The 15,999-nt window shown below is 49.3% G+C and carries 16 protein-coding genes; 4 read left to right on the top strand and 12 right to left on the bottom strand.

Features of this window, described 5'->3' with window-relative positions; all coding sequences use genetic code 11:
• The first annotated feature begins 1,086 nt into the window (after positions 1 to 1,086).
• On the top strand, positions 1,087 to 1,308 hold the full coding sequence (locus tag BN1044_RS22965; RefSeq protein WP_025797788.1) for a YgdI/YgdR family lipoprotein: 222 nt from the start codon (positions 1,087 to 1,089) through the stop codon (positions 1,306 to 1,308).
• Between the two features lie 64 nt (positions 1,309 to 1,372).
• Here the strand turns inward: BN1044_RS22965 and fabB are convergent, their stop codons facing one another.
• Positions 1,373 to 2,587, bottom strand: a complete 1,215-nt coding sequence (gene fabB / locus BN1044_RS22960; protein ID WP_025797786.1) for a beta-ketoacyl-ACP synthase I — start codon at positions 2,585 to 2,587, stop codon at positions 1,373 to 1,375.
• Positions 2,588 to 2,760: 173 nt separating this feature from the next.
• Between fabB and mnmC the strand changes: the two genes are divergently transcribed.
• Positions 2,761 to 4,779 (top strand): bifunctional tRNA (5-methylaminomethyl-2-thiouridine)(34)-methyltransferase MnmC2/FAD-dependent 5-carboxymethylaminomethyl-2-thiouridine(34) oxidoreductase MnmC1, encoded by a 2,019-nt coding sequence (gene mnmC / locus BN1044_RS22955; protein ID WP_072310630.1) that lies wholly within the window; start codon positions 2,761 to 2,763, stop codon positions 4,777 to 4,779.
• Positions 4,780 to 4,909: 130 nt separating this feature from the next.
• Here the strand turns inward: mnmC and BN1044_RS22950 are convergent, their stop codons facing one another.
• The 3 genes from BN1044_RS22950 to BN1044_RS22935 form a co-directional block, all read right to left on the bottom strand.
• On the bottom strand, positions 4,910 to 5,185 hold the full coding sequence (locus BN1044_RS22950; RefSeq protein WP_025797782.1) for a YfcL family protein: 276 nt from the start codon (positions 5,183 to 5,185) through the stop codon (positions 4,910 to 4,912).
• Between the two features lie 18 nt (positions 5,186 to 5,203).
• Positions 5,204 to 5,749, bottom strand: coding sequence for an elongation factor P hydroxylase (locus tag BN1044_RS22945; protein ID WP_025797781.1), 546 nt, complete (start codon positions 5,747 to 5,749; stop codon positions 5,204 to 5,206).
• Positions 5,750 to 6,006: 257 nt separating this feature from the next.
• Positions 6,007 to 6,819: a sulfite exporter TauE/SafE family protein gene (locus BN1044_RS22935; RefSeq protein WP_072310628.1), complete on the bottom strand. Its 813-nt coding sequence runs from the start codon at positions 6,817 to 6,819 to the stop codon at positions 6,007 to 6,009.
• A gap of 345 nt (positions 6,820 to 7,164) precedes the next feature.
• Here BN1044_RS22935 and BN1044_RS22930 point away from each other — a divergent pair, with 345 nt between their 5' ends.
• Entirely contained in the window at positions 7,165 to 7,902 is a 738-nt protein-coding gene (locus tag BN1044_RS22930; RefSeq protein WP_072310633.1) for a cysteate racemase, read from the top strand.
• Here the strand turns inward: BN1044_RS22930 and hypT are convergent.
• The 7 genes from hypT to prmB form a co-directional block, all read right to left on the bottom strand.
• Positions 7,885 to 8,781 (bottom strand): hypochlorite stress DNA-binding transcriptional regulator HypT, encoded by an 897-nt coding sequence (hypT, locus tag BN1044_RS22925; RefSeq protein WP_072310627.1) that lies wholly within the window; start codon positions 8,779 to 8,781, stop codon positions 7,885 to 7,887. The genes BN1044_RS22930 and hypT overlap by 18 nt on opposite strands.
• A 78-nt stretch (positions 8,782 to 8,859) precedes the next feature.
• Entirely contained in the window at positions 8,860 to 10,023 is a 1,164-nt protein-coding gene (gene iadA / locus BN1044_RS22920; RefSeq protein ID WP_072310626.1) for a beta-aspartyl-peptidase, read from the bottom strand.
• A 13-nt stretch (positions 10,024 to 10,036) separates the two neighbouring features.
• On the bottom strand, positions 10,037 to 10,501 hold the full coding sequence (locus BN1044_RS22915; RefSeq protein WP_025797773.1) for a YjiG family protein: 465 nt from the start codon (positions 10,499 to 10,501) through the stop codon (positions 10,037 to 10,039).
• 4 nt (positions 10,502 to 10,505) lie between these two features.
• Complete coding sequence (locus BN1044_RS22910) at positions 10,506 to 11,186, bottom strand: nucleoside recognition domain-containing protein (RefSeq protein ID WP_072310625.1); 681 nt, start codon at positions 11,184 to 11,186, stop codon at positions 10,506 to 10,508.
• Between the two features lie 291 nt (positions 11,187 to 11,477).
• Positions 11,478 to 12,293 (bottom strand): penicillin-insensitive murein endopeptidase, encoded by an 816-nt coding sequence (gene mepA / locus BN1044_RS22905; protein WP_432612977.1) that lies wholly within the window; start codon positions 12,291 to 12,293, stop codon positions 11,478 to 11,480.
• Positions 12,294 to 12,352: 59 nt separating this feature from the next.
• Complete coding sequence (gene aroC / locus BN1044_RS22900; RefSeq protein ID WP_072310624.1) at positions 12,353 to 13,438, bottom strand: chorismate synthase; 1,086 nt, start codon at positions 13,436 to 13,438, stop codon at positions 12,353 to 12,355.
• A gap of 138 nt (positions 13,439 to 13,576) precedes the next feature.
• Positions 13,577 to 14,509 carry a 50S ribosomal protein L3 N(5)-glutamine methyltransferase gene (gene prmB / locus BN1044_RS22895; RefSeq protein WP_046457615.1) on the bottom strand — a complete coding sequence of 311 codons (933 nt, stop codon included), beginning with the start codon at positions 14,507 to 14,509 and terminating at the stop codon, positions 13,577 to 13,579.
• Positions 14,510 to 14,751: 242 nt separating this feature from the next.
• On the opposite strand from prmB, the gene smrB reads away from it, so the two are divergent.
• Entirely contained in the window at positions 14,752 to 15,294 is a 543-nt protein-coding gene (smrB, locus tag BN1044_RS22890; RefSeq protein WP_072310623.1) for an endonuclease SmrB, read from the top strand.
• 72 nt (positions 15,295 to 15,366) lie between these two features.
• Here the strand turns inward: smrB and sixA are convergent, their stop codons facing one another.
• Entirely contained in the window at positions 15,367 to 15,849 is a 483-nt protein-coding gene (gene sixA / locus BN1044_RS22885; protein ID WP_072310622.1) for a phosphohistidine phosphatase SixA, read from the bottom strand.
• Positions 15,850 to 15,999 lie beyond the last annotated feature (150 nt).

Below are 15,999 nucleotides of genomic sequence, written 5' to 3'. Positions count from 1 at the left end.
CTCAGCATCACAAAAAAGCAGCACCGGTAGCTCAGAAAGCTCAGGCCGCTAAAAAAGCTCAGCATCACAAAAAAGCAGCGCCAGCTACTGCTGCAGCACCAAAAGCATAAGTTTAAAAGTTTAGATATCAGTAAGGCCGCAGATTATTCTGCGGCCTTATTCTTTATGCTCTAAGTTTAAAATCTAAAATTGACGCACCATAGCACCACATATCTCTACTTAATACTGCCAACGCAAACACTTCAACCAACGTCTAGCGCTATACCCAGAGTAAAATTCTTTAGGGTTCTACACGCTAATATTTTGCTCTATTTTATTTAGCTAAGAATATACTTATTTATTTATATTCCACACCTTGAACATGGGTATGGGTATGGGTAATAGATAGAATGCTTAAAAATAATTAATAGGTAACTACGTAAAAGTAATAACGCTTGTTATTTTAATTTTAAATATTAGAACTATTAATCACAGGGATGCCATGATGATCATTTTAACCAGCTTATTACTTAAGTTGTTTTTTAAGCAGCTAACCTTGCGCAGTGCCGCCTTCATTGCTGCTCATGTCGTGATGTTAGTGTTTGTCTTTGAAAATTTAATCTTTATTGATATATAGAATCTATATATCCTTTCACACAACTCATGCTTTATTAAAATATTCCCATAATAATCTAAACACCACGGACATGAGTCATATAAACACTCACATTAAACCTAATATTTATTTTATTACCGCGCTATAGATCATCAACTTTGGCTAATAAACATCTGTCATATAATTCATCTTTTTACTGTTGCTACCGAAGGTCATATCGTAGATGGAACACAAAATATGGCTGACTATACGTAGCCGATTATCGATATGTGTCATTGTTTAGCCCCCTACCTCATACCATCCGCATAGAGGTTAATCCTATCCTGGGTGGGTTGAATGCGAGCCCATAGTTTTTCGCCTTAATGAAACGTCGGCTTGGCGACACATTTGACATGATTTGTAAGGATTATTTCATTTTTGCGGGCGAATCGCATTGCAACCTCCTGTTATGATCTATGCTTGTAAAAGACTTACTAAAAGGATGACATAAAATGAAAAAAATTCTTTCGATGCTCTGTATCGGCGCAGCAGTTTTGATGGTAGCCGGTTGTTCAAGTGATTATGTGATGTCGACGAAATCAGGGGAGATGATCGTCACACAGGGGAAACCGAAAATTGATAAAGACACAGGAATGACAAGCTACGTGGATCAGGACGGCGTCAATCGTCAGATCAATACCAATGACGTTGCGCAGATGATTGAAAAAGAATAAATCAAACCCGCTAAAAACAAAAAACCCGCATTTTGCGGGTTTTTTTATGCCATCAGTAAATGAATTACTTCTGGAATTTTTTCATAACCAGCGTGGCGTTAGTACCACCGAAGCCAAAGCTGTTAGACATCACGGTATTCAGATCGCGCTGAGTTGGCTCAGTCACGATGTTCATACCCTGAGCCTGCTCGTCCAGCTCTTCAATGTTGATGCTTGGCGCTACAAAGCCGTGTTCCAACATCAGCAAAGTGTAGATAGCTTCGTGAACGCCAGCGGCACCCAGAGCATGACCGGTCATGGCTTTAGTTGAAGAAATCGCAGGGGTGTTGTCGCCGAAGACTTCACGGATCGCACCCAGCTCTTTCACGTCACCCACCGGTGTAGATGTACCGTGTACGTTCAGGTAATCCACTGGTGCATCCAGATCTTTCATCGCCATACGCATGCAGCGCGCTGCGCCTTCACCTGATGGAGCAACCATATCGTAGCCGTCTGAAGTTGCGCCGTAGCCAACGATTTCAGCATAGATATGTGCGCCACGTGCCAGAGCGTGTTCCAGTTCTTCAACCACAACGATACCGCCGCCGCCAGAGATAACGAAACCGTCACGCTTGGTGTCATAAGTACGTGATGCTTTATCAGGGGTTTCGTTGTACTGAGTCGACAACGCGCCCATCGCATCAAATTCACAAGCCAGTTCCCAGCACAGCTCTTCGCCGCCGCCAGCAAACACAACGTCTTGTTTACCTAGTTGAATCATCTCTACCGCGTTACCGATACAGTGAGCGGAAGTCGCACACGCAGAGCTGATGGAATAGTTAACGCCACGGATTTTGAACGGTGTTGCCAAGCAAGCAGACACGCCAGAACCCATTGCTTTGGTCACCATGTATGGACCCACGCCACGCAGACCGCGTGAACGCATGCCGTCAGCGCCTGCAACCTGATTGCGTGGAGAACCACCGCCGGAACCGACGATCAGGCCAGTACGGTCGTTAGAAACCATATCATCGGCTAAACCAGAATCTTTGATCGCTTCCTGCATGGAGAGGTAAGCGTAGATGGATGCATCACTCATGAAGCGCATCACTTTACGGTCAATCATGCCGGTGGTATCCAGCTTGATGTTGCCCCATACGTGGCTACGCATACCGGCCTCTTTAAGTTCAGGCGCGAAGGTGATACCCGAACGCCCTTCTTTCAGAGACGCCAGAACCTCCTGCTGGTTGTTACCGATGCTGGAAACAACGCCCAAGCCAGTAATTACTGCACGTTTCATGTCTTAACCTCTTACACAGATATTGTTCATTCGGGATTTTGAGACGCACTTTAGCGTACACTTGTACGCCGAGCAAGTCCGATCAGATGTGGTTGAACCAGATAGAGGCATATTTGCCGTCCCTGTCCGAGACCGTTAAAATCCCTTTATATCTGTATTTAGAGTAAAAACCCGTGAGCAATTCAATTATTCAGAATGCAAAATTAAGCTGGAATGAACAGGGAACACCGGTTTCGCAACAGTTTGATGATGTTTATTTTTCCAATCAGGACGGGCTTTCAGAAACTCGTTACGTATTCTTGCAGGGTAATCATCTAGCAGAACGCTGGCTACAAGCACAAGAGCGCACTTTCACCGTGGCAGAGACGGGGTTTGGAACCGGCCTTAACTTTTTAACCCTGTGGCAAGCCTTTGATGCCTTTGAACAACAGCATCCTGACAGCCCATTCAAGCATCTTCATTATGTCAGCTTCGAAAAATATCCATTACTGGCTGACGATCTTGCCGCTGCTCACGCACGCTGGCCCGAATTAAAACATTTCAGTGAACAGCTGTGCGCTGTTTGGCCAGCCGCACTTCCCGGTTGTCACCGCGTATTTTTAGCCAATGGGCGGATCACGCTTGATTTATGGTTTGGCGACGTCAATGAGCTTATTCACGCTTTGCCGCACAGCCTCAACCAACAGATCAATGCCTGGTTTTTAGACGGCTTCGCTCCATCCAAAAACCCAGATATGTGGACGCCTGAGCTGTTTGACACCATGGTCAAGCTAGCAAAAAAAGACGGCACGTTTGCCACCTTCACCGCCGCAGGCTTTGTGCGCCGTGGTTTACAGGAGGCCGGTTTCAACGTGCAGCGCGTCAAAGGCTTTGGTCAAAAACGTGAAATGCTGACGGGGATCCGTGCAGAGAGAGAATCACCCTCTTCGCCAACGCCGTGGTTTGATCGCCCCAAGGCGCAAAATACCCACGACATTGCCCTCATCGGCGGCGGTATCGCCTCCGCGCTAGCGGCCTTGGCGCTACTCAAACGCGGCAGTCATGTCACGCTATACTGCGCCGATCCGAAGCCTGCGCTTGGCGCATCGGGTAACCGCCAAGGTGCTCTCTATCCGCTGCTTAACGGCCGCAATAATCCGTTAGAACGCTTTTTCATCAGCGCCTTCGCCTTCGCGCGTCGCCAATATGATGAATTGTTAAGCATTGGCCTTACGTTCGATCACCAATGGTGCGGCGTTAGCCAGCTGGGCTGGGATGAAAAAAGCAGCGATAAAATTACGCAAATACTCACCACTGACTGGCCACAGTGGCTGGCCGAACAAGGCGACGCAGCTACGCTAACACGGCTTGCAGGATTGGATATTCCTCATGATGGCGTGACCTACGGTGCCGGTGGCTGGCTTTGTCCTTCACAGCTCACACAGGCCGTGATTGATTTAGCTCAGTCTCAAGGATTGGTCACCCGCTTTAACGCCGAACTCACGGAGCTAGCACACGATGAAAATGGTTGGCGGCTGGCATTCAGCAATAGCGAGATCAAACAGCACGGCTGTGTGGTTTTGGCTAACGGACATCGTTTAAATCATTTCATGCAAACCGAGGCGCTGCCGCTTTCGGCGGTACGAGGTCAGGTGAGCCACATTCCGACCAATCCGGTTTTAGGCCCGCTTAAGCAGGTTCTGTGTTACGACGGATATCTAACACCGGTGAACCCCGCTAATCAACATCACTGCATTGGTGCCAGCTATCAACGCAATGAAACCGACCTGAATTTCTCTGCATCCGATCAGCAAGAAAATCGTGACCGCCTATTGAAATGCCTTCCTCAGGTTGCATGGCCGAACCAAGTCGATATTAGCGGCAACGAAGCACGCGTTGGCGTGCGCTGTGCCATTCGCGATCACATGCCGATGGTGGGCGCTGTTCCAAACTACGCAGCAACGCTCGCGCACTATCAGGATCTGATGGCGCAAAAATCCACGCCTGAATCCGTTATCTCAGCGCCGGTTTATCCCGATTTATTTATGATTGGTGGACTCGGCTCACGTGGCTTATGCAGCGCTCCGCTATGTGCTGAAGTGCTCGCGTCGCAAATTTATGGCGAAGCGATACCGCTGGAGCAAGACGTATTGAATGCGTTGAATCCGAACAGAATGTGGGTGCGGAAATTATTAAAGGGAAAAGCGGTTTAATTAAGATATGCGTCGGTAATTACCCTCTCCCAACCTCCCCCTTGTCAGGGAGAGAAGCCGATCAGGTTTCAACTTGCACCGAACGCCCCCTCCTTGCAAAAGGAGGGGTAAGAGGGGGGTATGCCGAGGTTTAGCCAGAAACCTTAGCAAACAGCGATTCCCACATATTGTTCACCAGAATCTGGTCAGGTGGGGAAAGCTCACCGGCTTTAATGGCTTTGTCCAAGCTGTGCTGAACCGCGTCATTGAGCGCCGCCGGCGTATGTTCGCCCTCAGCTTCCAATTCAGCCACTGCCAACGTTAAATGCCCACGCAGATAGCCTCCGGCAAATAATTCGTCATCACTGGCGTGTTCAACCATGTCATCAATCAGCGCCAGAATGCGGGTTTCAAAATCTGCGATCATCGTGGGTCCTCGGGATTATTATAAATCTTCCGGATAGGGGAACCTATCAGCGGTTAGCGTTGGCGTATTGTAAAACGATTGTAACGCTTGAATAAAGCGCGCTGGACGTTCTGGAATGCCGTTTTCTAAATACCAGAGAACCTGCTCACGCACTTTTCGCTGAAACGCGATGCGATCGGGATCGAAATCCCCCTCAAGATTGTCGCAACTGACGTTAAATGGATAACCTGCCGCTTCGCAGAATAGCCAGTCAAACGCCTGCGGTTTAATCTCTACCACTTCAAATTCACACTGTGTTTTAGCATCGCGACCGTCTGGGCAATACCAATAACCATAATCAACCTGCTGACGACGCGCTTCACCGGCAATACACCAGTGAGAAATTTCATGCAGGGCGCTGGCGTAAAAGCCATGGGCAAAAACGATACGGTGGAAAGGTGATGTTTCATCCGCAGGTAGATAAATCGGCTCATCATCACCGGCTACAAGCTGTGTTTGATAGTCGTCACTGAAGGTCTGATTGAACAGATCGATTAATTGCTGAAAATGGTGAGTTTGAGACATGATGGCCGTCGACAAAAAAATCATTAAAAAGCGGCATCGTTGAAACGATACCGCTAACCCATACCCAAGATAATTGGAGTTGCATCAAGGCGGCAAAGGAGCGAACCCCGATGAGCTTACTCAAGTAAGTGATTCGGGTAAGTGAGTGCAGCCAACGCTGATGCAGCTTCAAATATGACGGGTATGAGGAAATTATCTCACGCTCACCGCAAAGGCGCACTATCAATAGCGTTAATACGCAAATAAAGTGTGGTTATTCAGAACCAATGGCCTAGCCATTGCATAATTTCTGGCCCATGGTTGTCATACATCAGCTTACAGGTCATTGCTAACGACACAAAAACGATCATCGGCCTTATCAGCTTTTGTCCTTTACTGAGCACCATTTTTGCACCCGCTCTGGCACCAATCACCTGCCCTACCAGCATTACCAAGCCAATCGACCAAATGACTTTGCCACCGATGATAAAAAACATCAGCGCGGCCACGTTGGAAGTAAAATTCAAGACTTTGGCGTGCGCCGTAGATTTGGCGAGATTAAATCCGCATAGCGTGACATAAGCCAACGCATAGAACGAACCCGCACCAGGGCCAAAAAAGCCGTCATAAAAGCCCACACAGCCGCCTGCCACGACGGCAAACGGGATATACGATAACCGCCGCAGACGGTCTGATTCACCTAATCGAGGCGTGAGCAGAAAATAGACGCCAATTCCCGCCACCAGCAGCGGCAGCAGTTGGCGCAGAATATCTGCCCGAATATTCTGTACCAAAATCGAGCCGATCATTGACCCGATAAAGGTCAACGCAATCACCAGTTTCTGGTCGTTTAGATCGATGGCTTTGCGACGAATAAAATACAGGCTGGCAGAAAACGAGCCGCCTACCGATTGCAGCTTATTGGTTGCTAGCGCCTGCGCAGGCGGTACGCCCACGGCTAACAGCGCGGGAACGGTTAATAACCCACCGCCTCCAGCAATAGAATCAATAAAACCCGCCAGCATTGCGACGAAAAAGAGTATCCCCAATAGCTCAAGACTTACCGGCAGCCCACTGATTAAATCCATCATATTTCACCCATATTTCCTGCCAAACATTTGTTCATTGCTCACGCCGAACCAAACAGCATGAATTCTTATTATTTAGCGCACCGGTAACGCTGAGTGAGCAGCGCAAGATGGGTGCTGTCTTGTGATTCGCCGCACACCTTACGCTGTACGTAACAAAAAATAAACATCACACCCAGCAATGTTCAACTTTCCCTCGCCAATCTTCATTATCATTTTTCATAACCATTTTATCAGCGCTCATTTACCTATGCGTTTTGCGCATTACGACTAAGCAATCGGCATTTATCCTTTTAAGTTCAGATTGATAGTGTGTGGAACAAGCAAATGGTCAATGAGGTTGAATGTATGCAGCACACGATAGGTATTCTTGGCGGGATGGGCCCCGCCGCCACGGCAGATATGCTGAGTAAATTCGTACATTTTCGACATGTGGGGCAAGATCAGCAGCATATTCCGATTATCGCTTGCTCGATTCCGGATATTCCCGACCGCAGCGCGTGTCTGCTTTCTGGTGGCCCTTCGCCCTATGATTATCTTGAGCGCTATCTGCATATGCTCGAGAGCGCAGGTGCCGAATGCATCGTCATTCCCTGTAACACCGCGCACTACTGGTTTGAACGCCTTCAGCACAGCGCCCATGTTGAGATGATTAATATTCTTGATGCCACGTTGTCCGAACTGCCCCAACACAGCCAAACCGTAGGATTGCTAGCAACCGACGCCACGCTGGCTACCGGACTTTACCAACGCAAACTGGTGCAGCAGGGGAAAACGTTATTCGTTCCTGAAGGGAAACATCAGTGCGCGGTGATGCAGGCGATTTATGCCTACAAAGCAGGCAATCTTTTGCTGTCTCAGACGCTGTTATTCCCGCAGATTGAGGCGTTGATTGAACACGGCGTTGATACGCTGATTATGGGCTGCACGGAAATACCGTTGATTATCAATACGGAGGTAGCGCGGTTTAACTGTACCTTTATTGACTCAACCGCCGCACTGGTGAGGGCCGCGATCCGCTGGTACGAAGAAAAAAATGGAGAAACGGTTTCCCCTGAACGCCCTGAATTACTCGGTGTGGAATAATTTTCTCAGATCGCGCCAAAAGCTCTCTGCGGTCATGCTCATACGCGTATCCATTCGATACGCGTAAGCATAAATAGGAATCGTCAGAGCCTCTTCGTCCAGACGTATCAATGTCCCCTGCTCTAACTCAGGTGAAATTAAACAATCTGGCAGCCATGCCACTCCAGAACCATCAAGCACAACCTGCTTTAATAGCTCGCTCATCGATGAAACAAACACGGTACGAAAACTCAGATGCGTATTTTTGGCCAGCATTCGATTGACCAAACGTCCCATGTACGACGTTTGACTGTAATTTAGCAGTGGAAAATCGTGCTGTTCCAACGAGTAAAGTGGCTGTCCCTGTTCATCACAGGCGCATACTGGAAACAGCTGGGCTTCGAATAACCGAATATGTGCGAAAGGTGCCTGCAATAAATACTCGTCGTGATAGGAAAATATAAAATCGCTTTTCCCTTCACGCAGCGTGTTAACCGCGCTGTCCACGTCGATGGCTTCAACCGCGTAGGCAAAACGACTCGGCATTTGTTTCACGATGGAAGGCAGTAGCCCTAAGGATAATGAATGCGCAGCCGCTATTTTGATTTTGTGTTCAATAAAATCGCTGCCGCCGCGCAGCTCGGTGAGGTTGCTTTCAAGCTGCTGTAATAAATTGCGTACCTGCGAGTGAAATACCTTACCGGGTTCAGTCAACTGTAAAGGAGAGACTTCTCGGTTGAATAACTCGACGCCAGCGGCCTGTTCTAAAGAACGAATCCGACGGCTGAAAGCGGGCTGCGATAGATTGCGCTTCACTGCGGCCTGAGAAAAATTTCGACACTCTTCCAAGGTCAAAAAATCATATAGCCATTTCGTTTCAATATTGTGCACAATGCTCATCTCAATTCCTGTTGTCGCACCGAGTCTCATCCAAAACATACTATTAGCATGAGGATCGGCGCGACAACAGACAAACCGTTATTCGAAGGTTCCTTTCACGCAGGCTTTGCCCTCTTGCACCATCAGACGCCCATGGGCATAAACCTGATGAATTGCCAGCGCCGGTGTTAACACCACAAAATCAGCATCGTTACCCACCGCGATTTCACCTTTGCTTTCCAGCCCAAGGAATTTTGCCACGCTGCGGGTAAATGGAATTAACGCATCAGCAAGCGGCATATTCTGTTCTTGCACCAGCGCCACCAGTGTTTCGAGCAGGCTCTCAAAGCCTGCGACGCCAATCCCCGTGAGGTTACCCTGAGCATCAAAGACAGGCTGGCTTCCGTTACCGTCAGAGCTCACAGAGAGCAAATCAAGCGCGACACCAGAGTCTACGGCTCGTCTCACCGCCTGTGACGGCGTGACAGGGCCCGGAATCCCGCTGGTGATATCGATATGTCCGCCCTTTAACGCAAACTCGATGGCCGCATCAAACAGCGTTTCGCTGCGATTAACATGCGTTGGCAACAGCTTACTCATAGGCACATCGCTGTTTTCCAGAATGGCGTAGAGCGGCGCTAATCCTTTTTTGCTGCTCCCCATATGAAACACGCTGATGCCAGCTTTGTTACCGAGTAATCCGCCCACCCGTGACTGAGCCGCCATGTTCGCTAATGCGGCGTCATGCGGTGCTGAAGAGCGGTGATCGGACACCGCACACTTCACGCCGATAACGCGGTCGATCAACGCTACGTCGCGCTCGATACTGCCGGTAATCGTTGGCGACGGAATGCTGTAGGCGCCCGTCAGCATATAGGCAGTAATTCCTTCTTCGTTAAGCGCCCGTGTTTTTGCTAATAATGACTCAGGATGTCGAGTCACCGAATCGGTGCCGAGCAGGCCGATAGCCGTTGTCACGCCCGCCTCAACCAACTTCGATAAACGCACTTCCGGCGTGCGCGTGGCAGGCCCCGCTTCACCACCACCACCGATGAAATGAATATGCTGATCGATAAACCCGGGACACAGTATTAATCCATTTAGATCGATAACCTTGCAGTCGGGTAAAACATCGCTTGGGATCTGCGGGGCAACGGCCAATATTTTGCCGTAGGCCAGTAAAACATCCTGAACCCCCAATGACTGAGGTGCATAAACCTGAGCCCCACGTAACAACATAAATCCTGCGGAAGTTAAGTCCATTTCAGGCTCCTCGTTATCTCACAATCAGTTGCATAACCCAGATCGACAGCAGCGAGTTAATCACGCAAATGCCGATAATATGGGGATAATATTTGGCGTTAACTTCCGCCGTACCGAGGCAACGCCCAACGTTTTGAACCGGGTTTCCCATCAAGTAAATGGCAGGTAATAACACAGTAACGTCATGCCCACTGAGCGTTCCCGCCGTCACTAAACTCGCGGCAACCCCAACTGCGCCGCCCATACTGAGCAATGACGCCAGCAGAACCGTCGCCGCTTCACCGGGCAATCCCCATAGAGCCATGATCGGCTGACAAACGTCACCCACTAAAGTGAGTAATCCGGTAATTTTCAATGCTTGAATAATAACGAACGCCATCACCACGTTAGGCAGTAAATTCGTTGTTGCGATGGTAAAGCCTCGTCGAGCGCCATCAATAAACATATCCATCACATTTTTGCGTACTTGAGCCGTCATGGTTTTAGTCCTTATTTTTGGCAACGCGCTGCTCAGCAACATTGATATATATCCGCAGAATGTTCGCACCGACGAATTTAAATAATAAAATAACGCCAAGTGGAACAATTACCGAAGTTCCTAAAAAAGCAAATACGGCAACGCCTGATGAAAAATAGTTAGTAATAATGGCACTTCCGCTGGTTTGATAGGCGGCAAAAATAACTTTTTCCTGCTCGGTGATTTCACCATCTTGCGCCAATTCTTTAGTCATCCCTGCTGCTGCATCGGTATTTTGTAGGTTGGCAATCAGCGCCAGCGAGCAAATCCCTGGGATGCCGAGCAATGGGCGTAATATAGGCGTCATCAGCTGCTGGGCGGCGCGCAGCCCTCCGAGTCCATCGGTAACGGCAATAATTCCCAGCGATAAAATCACCGACGGCGCCAGCTCAAGCGCAAACAGAAAACCATCTTTAGCGCCTGTCCCATTCACGCCTCGGAATGTTAATGCCGTCTTTGCACTATCACCATTTACGTGACCAAAGGAACCGTTAAGAACGGTGAAATCAAAAACTCGCCACCAGCCATCACTGCCGGAAAACATACCTGAAAAGAAAATAATGGTGAGAAAAAATGAAAGGTAACCTACCCACGTGACTTTTATTTTCTGGCTGGGTATTGCCAGTTCTGATTCTTGATTTGCCATATATTCCCTGTCCTGTGTTTATAAATATATCCCTGCCATATTTGAAATTACTGTTTCGATGCAATGCCAATTATTGGGGATATAGATTAATAATGTTTATGGAAATCTATTCTGCACTTCTTCGCGCGCTTAATAATTTAAATAGCATGGCCAGAAGACCGATTTCGAACATAACATGTGATGAATAAAACAGGAAAATGCAAGAATGGTTTTTGCTATGCAAAAAACGCATAGCGAGGGAAATAGCGATAAAAAAACGCTCCATGATAGGAGCGTTTTTATTTCACCGAATTAACCCGCAAAGTGGTTATCCAACAATGCCTGACACGATGGTGGCAATGGCGGCGGCGTTGATGGCCTTGACGGTTTACTCCCCGGAGGCGGTGGCTGGAACCAGCTCGCCAATTCGGCACCACAGCCATCACCGGCCGGCGGTGGCATTTGGTCTTCACACTCAAGACTGTTTGCCGGGCAGCGCAAACGTACATGCATATGAGCACGATGCGCAAACCAAGGTCGAACCTTGCGCAACCAGTCACGGTCGCTGCCTGCGGTGTCACACAGCTTTTGTTTAATCGCTGGGTTAACAAAAATGCGCGTCACTTCGTTATCTTTTGCCGCCAGCTTAATCAGCTCACCGGTTTCAGGGCGCCATTGTGAAGGGATCACGTTGCGGCCATTCACAGCCACTAAATCAATCGGCGTTGGCTTCAAAAGCTGCTGCTGGCTCCAGCGCTGTTTAGGCAGTTGCAGCCAGATATCAACGTCTAAGCCGGACTGGTGGCTCGCATGTCCGCCGTTGAAACGCCCACCGGCAGGCATTGCCATATCACCAATCAGCAGCGTTCCCATTTGGCGTTGATTCACTTCTCCCGCCAAACGGTTAATAAACGCTAACAAATCCGGATGACCATAATAGCGGTGCTGATCGGGACGCATCACCTGATAGTCATTAGCCTGTAACGGTAGCGGGTTAGCTCCCACGATGCAGCCATTGGCAAAACCACCAATCGCCTGTGCGGCACCCGGTACAGGCTGAGTAATCTGCTGCCACGGCGTGAGCGCCATCGCTTGTGCGCTGACCGCCAACGCAAACAAACCCGCCATGTAACACTTCATTTTTTGCATAAAAGACAACCCATCATCAAAAATGAGCCCAAGGCCATTTAGAAACGCGGAACGTTAGAAATCACGTCCCCACACTGCGCACGCTGGCGCAGCAAATGATCCATCAACACGATCGCCATCATCGCTTCCGCAATCGGCACCGCACGGATGCCAACGCAGGGATCGTGACGTCCACGCGTCACCATTTCAACGGCTTCGCCTTGGCGATTGATGGTTTTGCCCGGTACCATGATGCTAGACGTCGGCTTTAAGGCTAAGTGCGCAACAATATCCTGACCGCTGCTGATGCCGCCCAAAATGCCGCCAGCATGGTTGCTTTGGAAACCTTCCGGCGTAATTTCATCGCGATTTTCACTGCCGCGCTTGTTCACAACCGCGAAACCATCACCAATTTCAACGCCCTTCACCGCATTGATGCTCATCAGCGCATGGGCCAAATCCGCATCTAAGCGATCGAATACCGGCTCGCCTAAGCCAACCGGCACTTTTTCAGCAACCACGGTCACTTTAGCCCCGATGGAGTCGCCCTCTTTTTTCAGCGCACGCATCAGTTCGTCTAAGTTTTCTAGCTGAGAAGGATCGGGACAGAAGAACGGGTTTTGCTCTACCTGATCCCAATCTTTGATTTCGCAGGTGATATCACCCATCTGAGTCAGACAGCCACGGATCTGTACGCCGTATTTTTCTTTTAAGTATTTTTTGGCAATAGCGCCAGCGGCAACGCGCATCGCGGTTTCGCGCGCAGAAGAACGACCGCCACCGCGGTAATCGCGCGTACCGTATTTTTGTTCATAGGTGTAATCCGCATGGCCTGGACGGAATAAGTCTTTGATAGCGCCGTAATCTTGCGAACGCTGATCGGTGTTTTCAATCATCAACCCAATGCTGGTGCCGGTGGTAATACCTTCAAACACCCCCGAAAGAATACGTACCTGATCGGGTTCACGGCGTTGAGTGGTGTAGCGCGACGTCCCTGGGCGACGGCGATCTAAATCGTGCTGAAGATCGGCTTCGGTCAGAGGAATGCCCGGCGGTACGCCGTCAACGATACAGCCTAATGCGATACCATGTGATTCACCGAACGTGGTGACTCGGAAAAATTGCCCAATGCTATTGCCTGCCATGCGCGGCTCCTTAGCGTTGTTTTCTGACTTGCAGATGAATGTTGTGTTTTAGTGTCATGAACCGCGCAGAGTCTCTACGCCCCTTCCGTTCATTAAGAAGAGGCGCATACCTGCGCGATTTGCACGCGTAACCTGTTTCTACGAACGGTAGAGCGCGAAGTGTGGTGCACAGTCGATCAGTTGCTGTTTGGTCAGCATGAAGACGCCGTCTCCGCCGTTTTCAAACTCTAACCATACGAATGGAATATCCGGGTACTGATCCATCAGATGCACCATGCTGTTACCCACTTCGCAAATCAATACGCCGTCATCGGTAAGATAATCAGGCGCACAGGCCAGAATACGACGTGTCAGTTTCAGACCATCGCTGCCTGCGGCCAAGCCCAATTCGGGTTCGAAGCGGAACTCTTCCGGTAGATCAGACATATCCTCTTCGTCCACATACGGCGGATTAGTCACGATCAGATCGTACTGCAGCGGAGGCAACTCGCGGAACAGATCCGAGCGGATCGGCGTAACGCTTTGATCCAGACCATGCTCCTGAATATTTTGCTCGGTGACAGACAGCACGTCCGTTGAAATATCGACGGCGTCAACTTCGGCTTCAGGGAATGCATAGGCGCAAGCAATGGCAATGCAGCCGCTGCCGGTACACATATCTAAAATGTGGCTTGGATTGTGGTCGATAATGCCGCTGAAACGATTGTCGATCAGTTCACCAATCGGAGAACGCGGAACCAGCACACGCTCATCCACATAGAATTCATGTCCGCAGAACCACGCTTTGTTGGTCAGATAAGCAACTGGGATACGATCGTTCACGCGGCGGATCACGCGCTCAACGATACGATGACGTTCGCTTAGCGTTAGACGCGCAGAACGCATGTCTTCTGGAATATCCATTGGCAGGTATAAGGTCGGCAGCACCAGTTGCACCGCTTCGTCCCACGGATTATCTGTGCCGTGACCATAGTAGATATTCGCTGCATTAAAACGACTGACGGTCCAGCGCAGCATATCTTGAATGGTGTGCAGCTCATTCACCGCTTCATCGACGAAAATCTTGTCCAAATTAGCCTCCAACAGACCTGTTCTTTGGCTTCATGCGCGCCATAAAAGCGGTCATGAAACCTCAATAATGAGAAAAGTAAGCAATCCCGTAGTTTGCCATGAAGAGCCCCACAAATCAGCAGGAATATAGCCGTCGCGGATATGAGCGCCTAGCGTTGAGGAAAGATAGGTGACGAGTTTTTCTTAGATGCAGCGTGAAGTTTAGATACACTATGCATAAGAGTGACTAAGGCAGATTAATAATGAAGAAAAATAAAACAATCAGCGGCGAAGATGCCGCCCTTTTTCGTGAGTCCATCAGCGGAGCACGTAGGATTGCGCAAGATACCGTGGTACATAAGCCCAAGCGCAGTACACGCAAAATAGCGCCAGAAAAAATGCTGCAAGAGCAAATTGATGCCAGCTTCTATTTTTCAGATGAATTTCAACCACAGTTGGATAGTGAAGGGCCGACGCGTTATATCCGCCCCGATGCCAGTCATTTTGAGCTCAAGAAACTACGCCGTGGCGATTATTCCCCCGAGCTATTTTTAGATTTACACGGTTTAACCCAGCAACAGGCAAAGCAGGAGTTAGGCGCGCTGATCGCGGCGTGTCGGCGGGAACATGTGCATTGCGCCTGCGTGATGCACGGTCACGGCAAACATATTCTTAAACAACAAACGCCGCTTTGGCTCGCTCAGCATCCAGACGTAGTCGCATTTCACCAAGCGTCTCGTGAATGGGGCGGCGATGCGGCGTTGTTAATATTGATTGAAATTGATGAGCGGGAAGAACGTCGGTAATCGATAGATATTCGATATAGATATTCGATAGATGTGGCGGCGATTGCCGCCACATCGGCAAAACGAGAAGCGTTAAACTTTTGCCATGACCTGTGCAGGACCAACCTGCCAGTCAAATACGCCGCGTTCGGCGTTGATGTCAAAAGAGACACCGGCAACCGCAGACGTTGCAAACATCGGAGGTGCTTCTTCAGGGCAGAGCTCAGATACCAGATAGCCAACCAAGGGCAGATGCGAAATCACTAACACGCTGCCGATACCGGTTTTCGCTAACGCTTCCAGATAGCACCCTACCATAGCGGCATCGCCGCCTGGTGTTAGCTCTGGCATCACCTCAACATCTTCAGGTAATGCTAAGCCTTCTCGTACTGCCGTCAGCGTTTGCTGGGCTCGCAGATAAGGGCTAACCAACACCTTTTCAATTTTGCATGATTGCGTCTGTAGCCAAGAGGCCATACAGACTGATTCATCGTGACCACGGGTCGTCAGAGGCCTAATTGAATCGCTAGCTGCTTCAAGAGCGGCCTCACCATGACGCATAATAAAAACTTGCATATTGCACCGCTATTGTTGGCTGAATCCTGCACCGTCAGGCCAATGGGCATTTGACGGTCGGGCATTCTGCCTGATTCGACACAGAATTAACACGCTAATTTTACCGCGCGTTAGTCACGCAGACTGAAAACAGCTACGTGGGTATTGATA

Source organism: Hafnia alvei (assembly GCF_900095695.1).
In the GTDB taxonomy this organism is placed as follows: Bacteria; Pseudomonadota; Gammaproteobacteria; order Enterobacterales; family Enterobacteriaceae; genus Hafnia; species Hafnia alvei_B.
The sequence above is the reverse complement of the archived record's forward strand: the minus strand, read 5'-3'. Positions and strand labels throughout refer to the sequence as shown.

Excerpts from the sequence above, each read along its gene's own strand:
- iadA (WP_072310626.1), bottom strand. The coding sequence starts at position 10,023 with ATGGACTTAACTTCCGCAGGATTTATGTTGTTACGTGGGGCTCAGGTT.
- BN1044_RS22910 (WP_072310625.1), bottom strand. The coding sequence starts at position 11,186 with ATGGCAAATCAAGAATCAGAACTGGCAATACCCAGCCAGAAAATAAAA.
- BN1044_RS22945 (WP_025797781.1), bottom strand. The coding sequence starts at position 5,749 with ATGTCTCAAACTCACCATTTTCAGCAATTAATCGATCTGTTCAATCAG.
- aroC (WP_072310624.1), bottom strand. The coding sequence starts at position 13,438 with ATGGCAGGCAATAGCATTGGGCAATTTTTCCGAGTCACCACGTTCGGT.
- mepA (WP_432612977.1), bottom strand. The coding sequence starts at position 12,293 with ATGGCGGGTTTGTTTGCGTTGGCGGTCAGCGCACAAGCGATGGCGCTC.
- fabB (WP_025797786.1), bottom strand. The coding sequence starts at position 2,587 with ATGAAACGTGCAGTAATTACTGGCTTGGGCGTTGTTTCCAGCATCGGT.
- BN1044_RS22915 (WP_025797773.1), bottom strand. The coding sequence starts at position 10,501 with ATGACGGCTCAAGTACGCAAAAATGTGATGGATATGTTTATTGATGGC.
- BN1044_RS22935 (WP_072310628.1), bottom strand. The coding sequence starts at position 6,819 with ATGATGGATTTAATCAGTGGGCTGCCGGTAAGTCTTGAGCTATTGGGG.
- sixA (WP_072310622.1), bottom strand. The coding sequence starts at position 15,849 with ATGCAAGTTTTTATTATGCGTCATGGTGAGGCCGCTCTTGAAGCAGCT.
- BN1044_RS22930 (WP_072310633.1), top strand. The coding sequence starts at position 7,165 with ATGCAGCACACGATAGGTATTCTTGGCGGGATGGGCCCCGCCGCCACG.
- BN1044_RS22950 (WP_025797782.1), bottom strand. The coding sequence starts at position 5,185 with ATGATCGCAGATTTTGAAACCCGCATTCTGGCGCTGATTGATGACATG.
- hypT (WP_072310627.1), bottom strand. The coding sequence starts at position 8,781 with ATGAGCATTGTGCACAATATTGAAACGAAATGGCTATATGATTTTTTG.
- smrB (WP_072310623.1), top strand. The coding sequence starts at position 14,752 with ATGAAGAAAAATAAAACAATCAGCGGCGAAGATGCCGCCCTTTTTCGT.
- BN1044_RS22965 (WP_025797788.1), top strand. The coding sequence starts at position 1,087 with ATGAAAAAAATTCTTTCGATGCTCTGTATCGGCGCAGCAGTTTTGATG.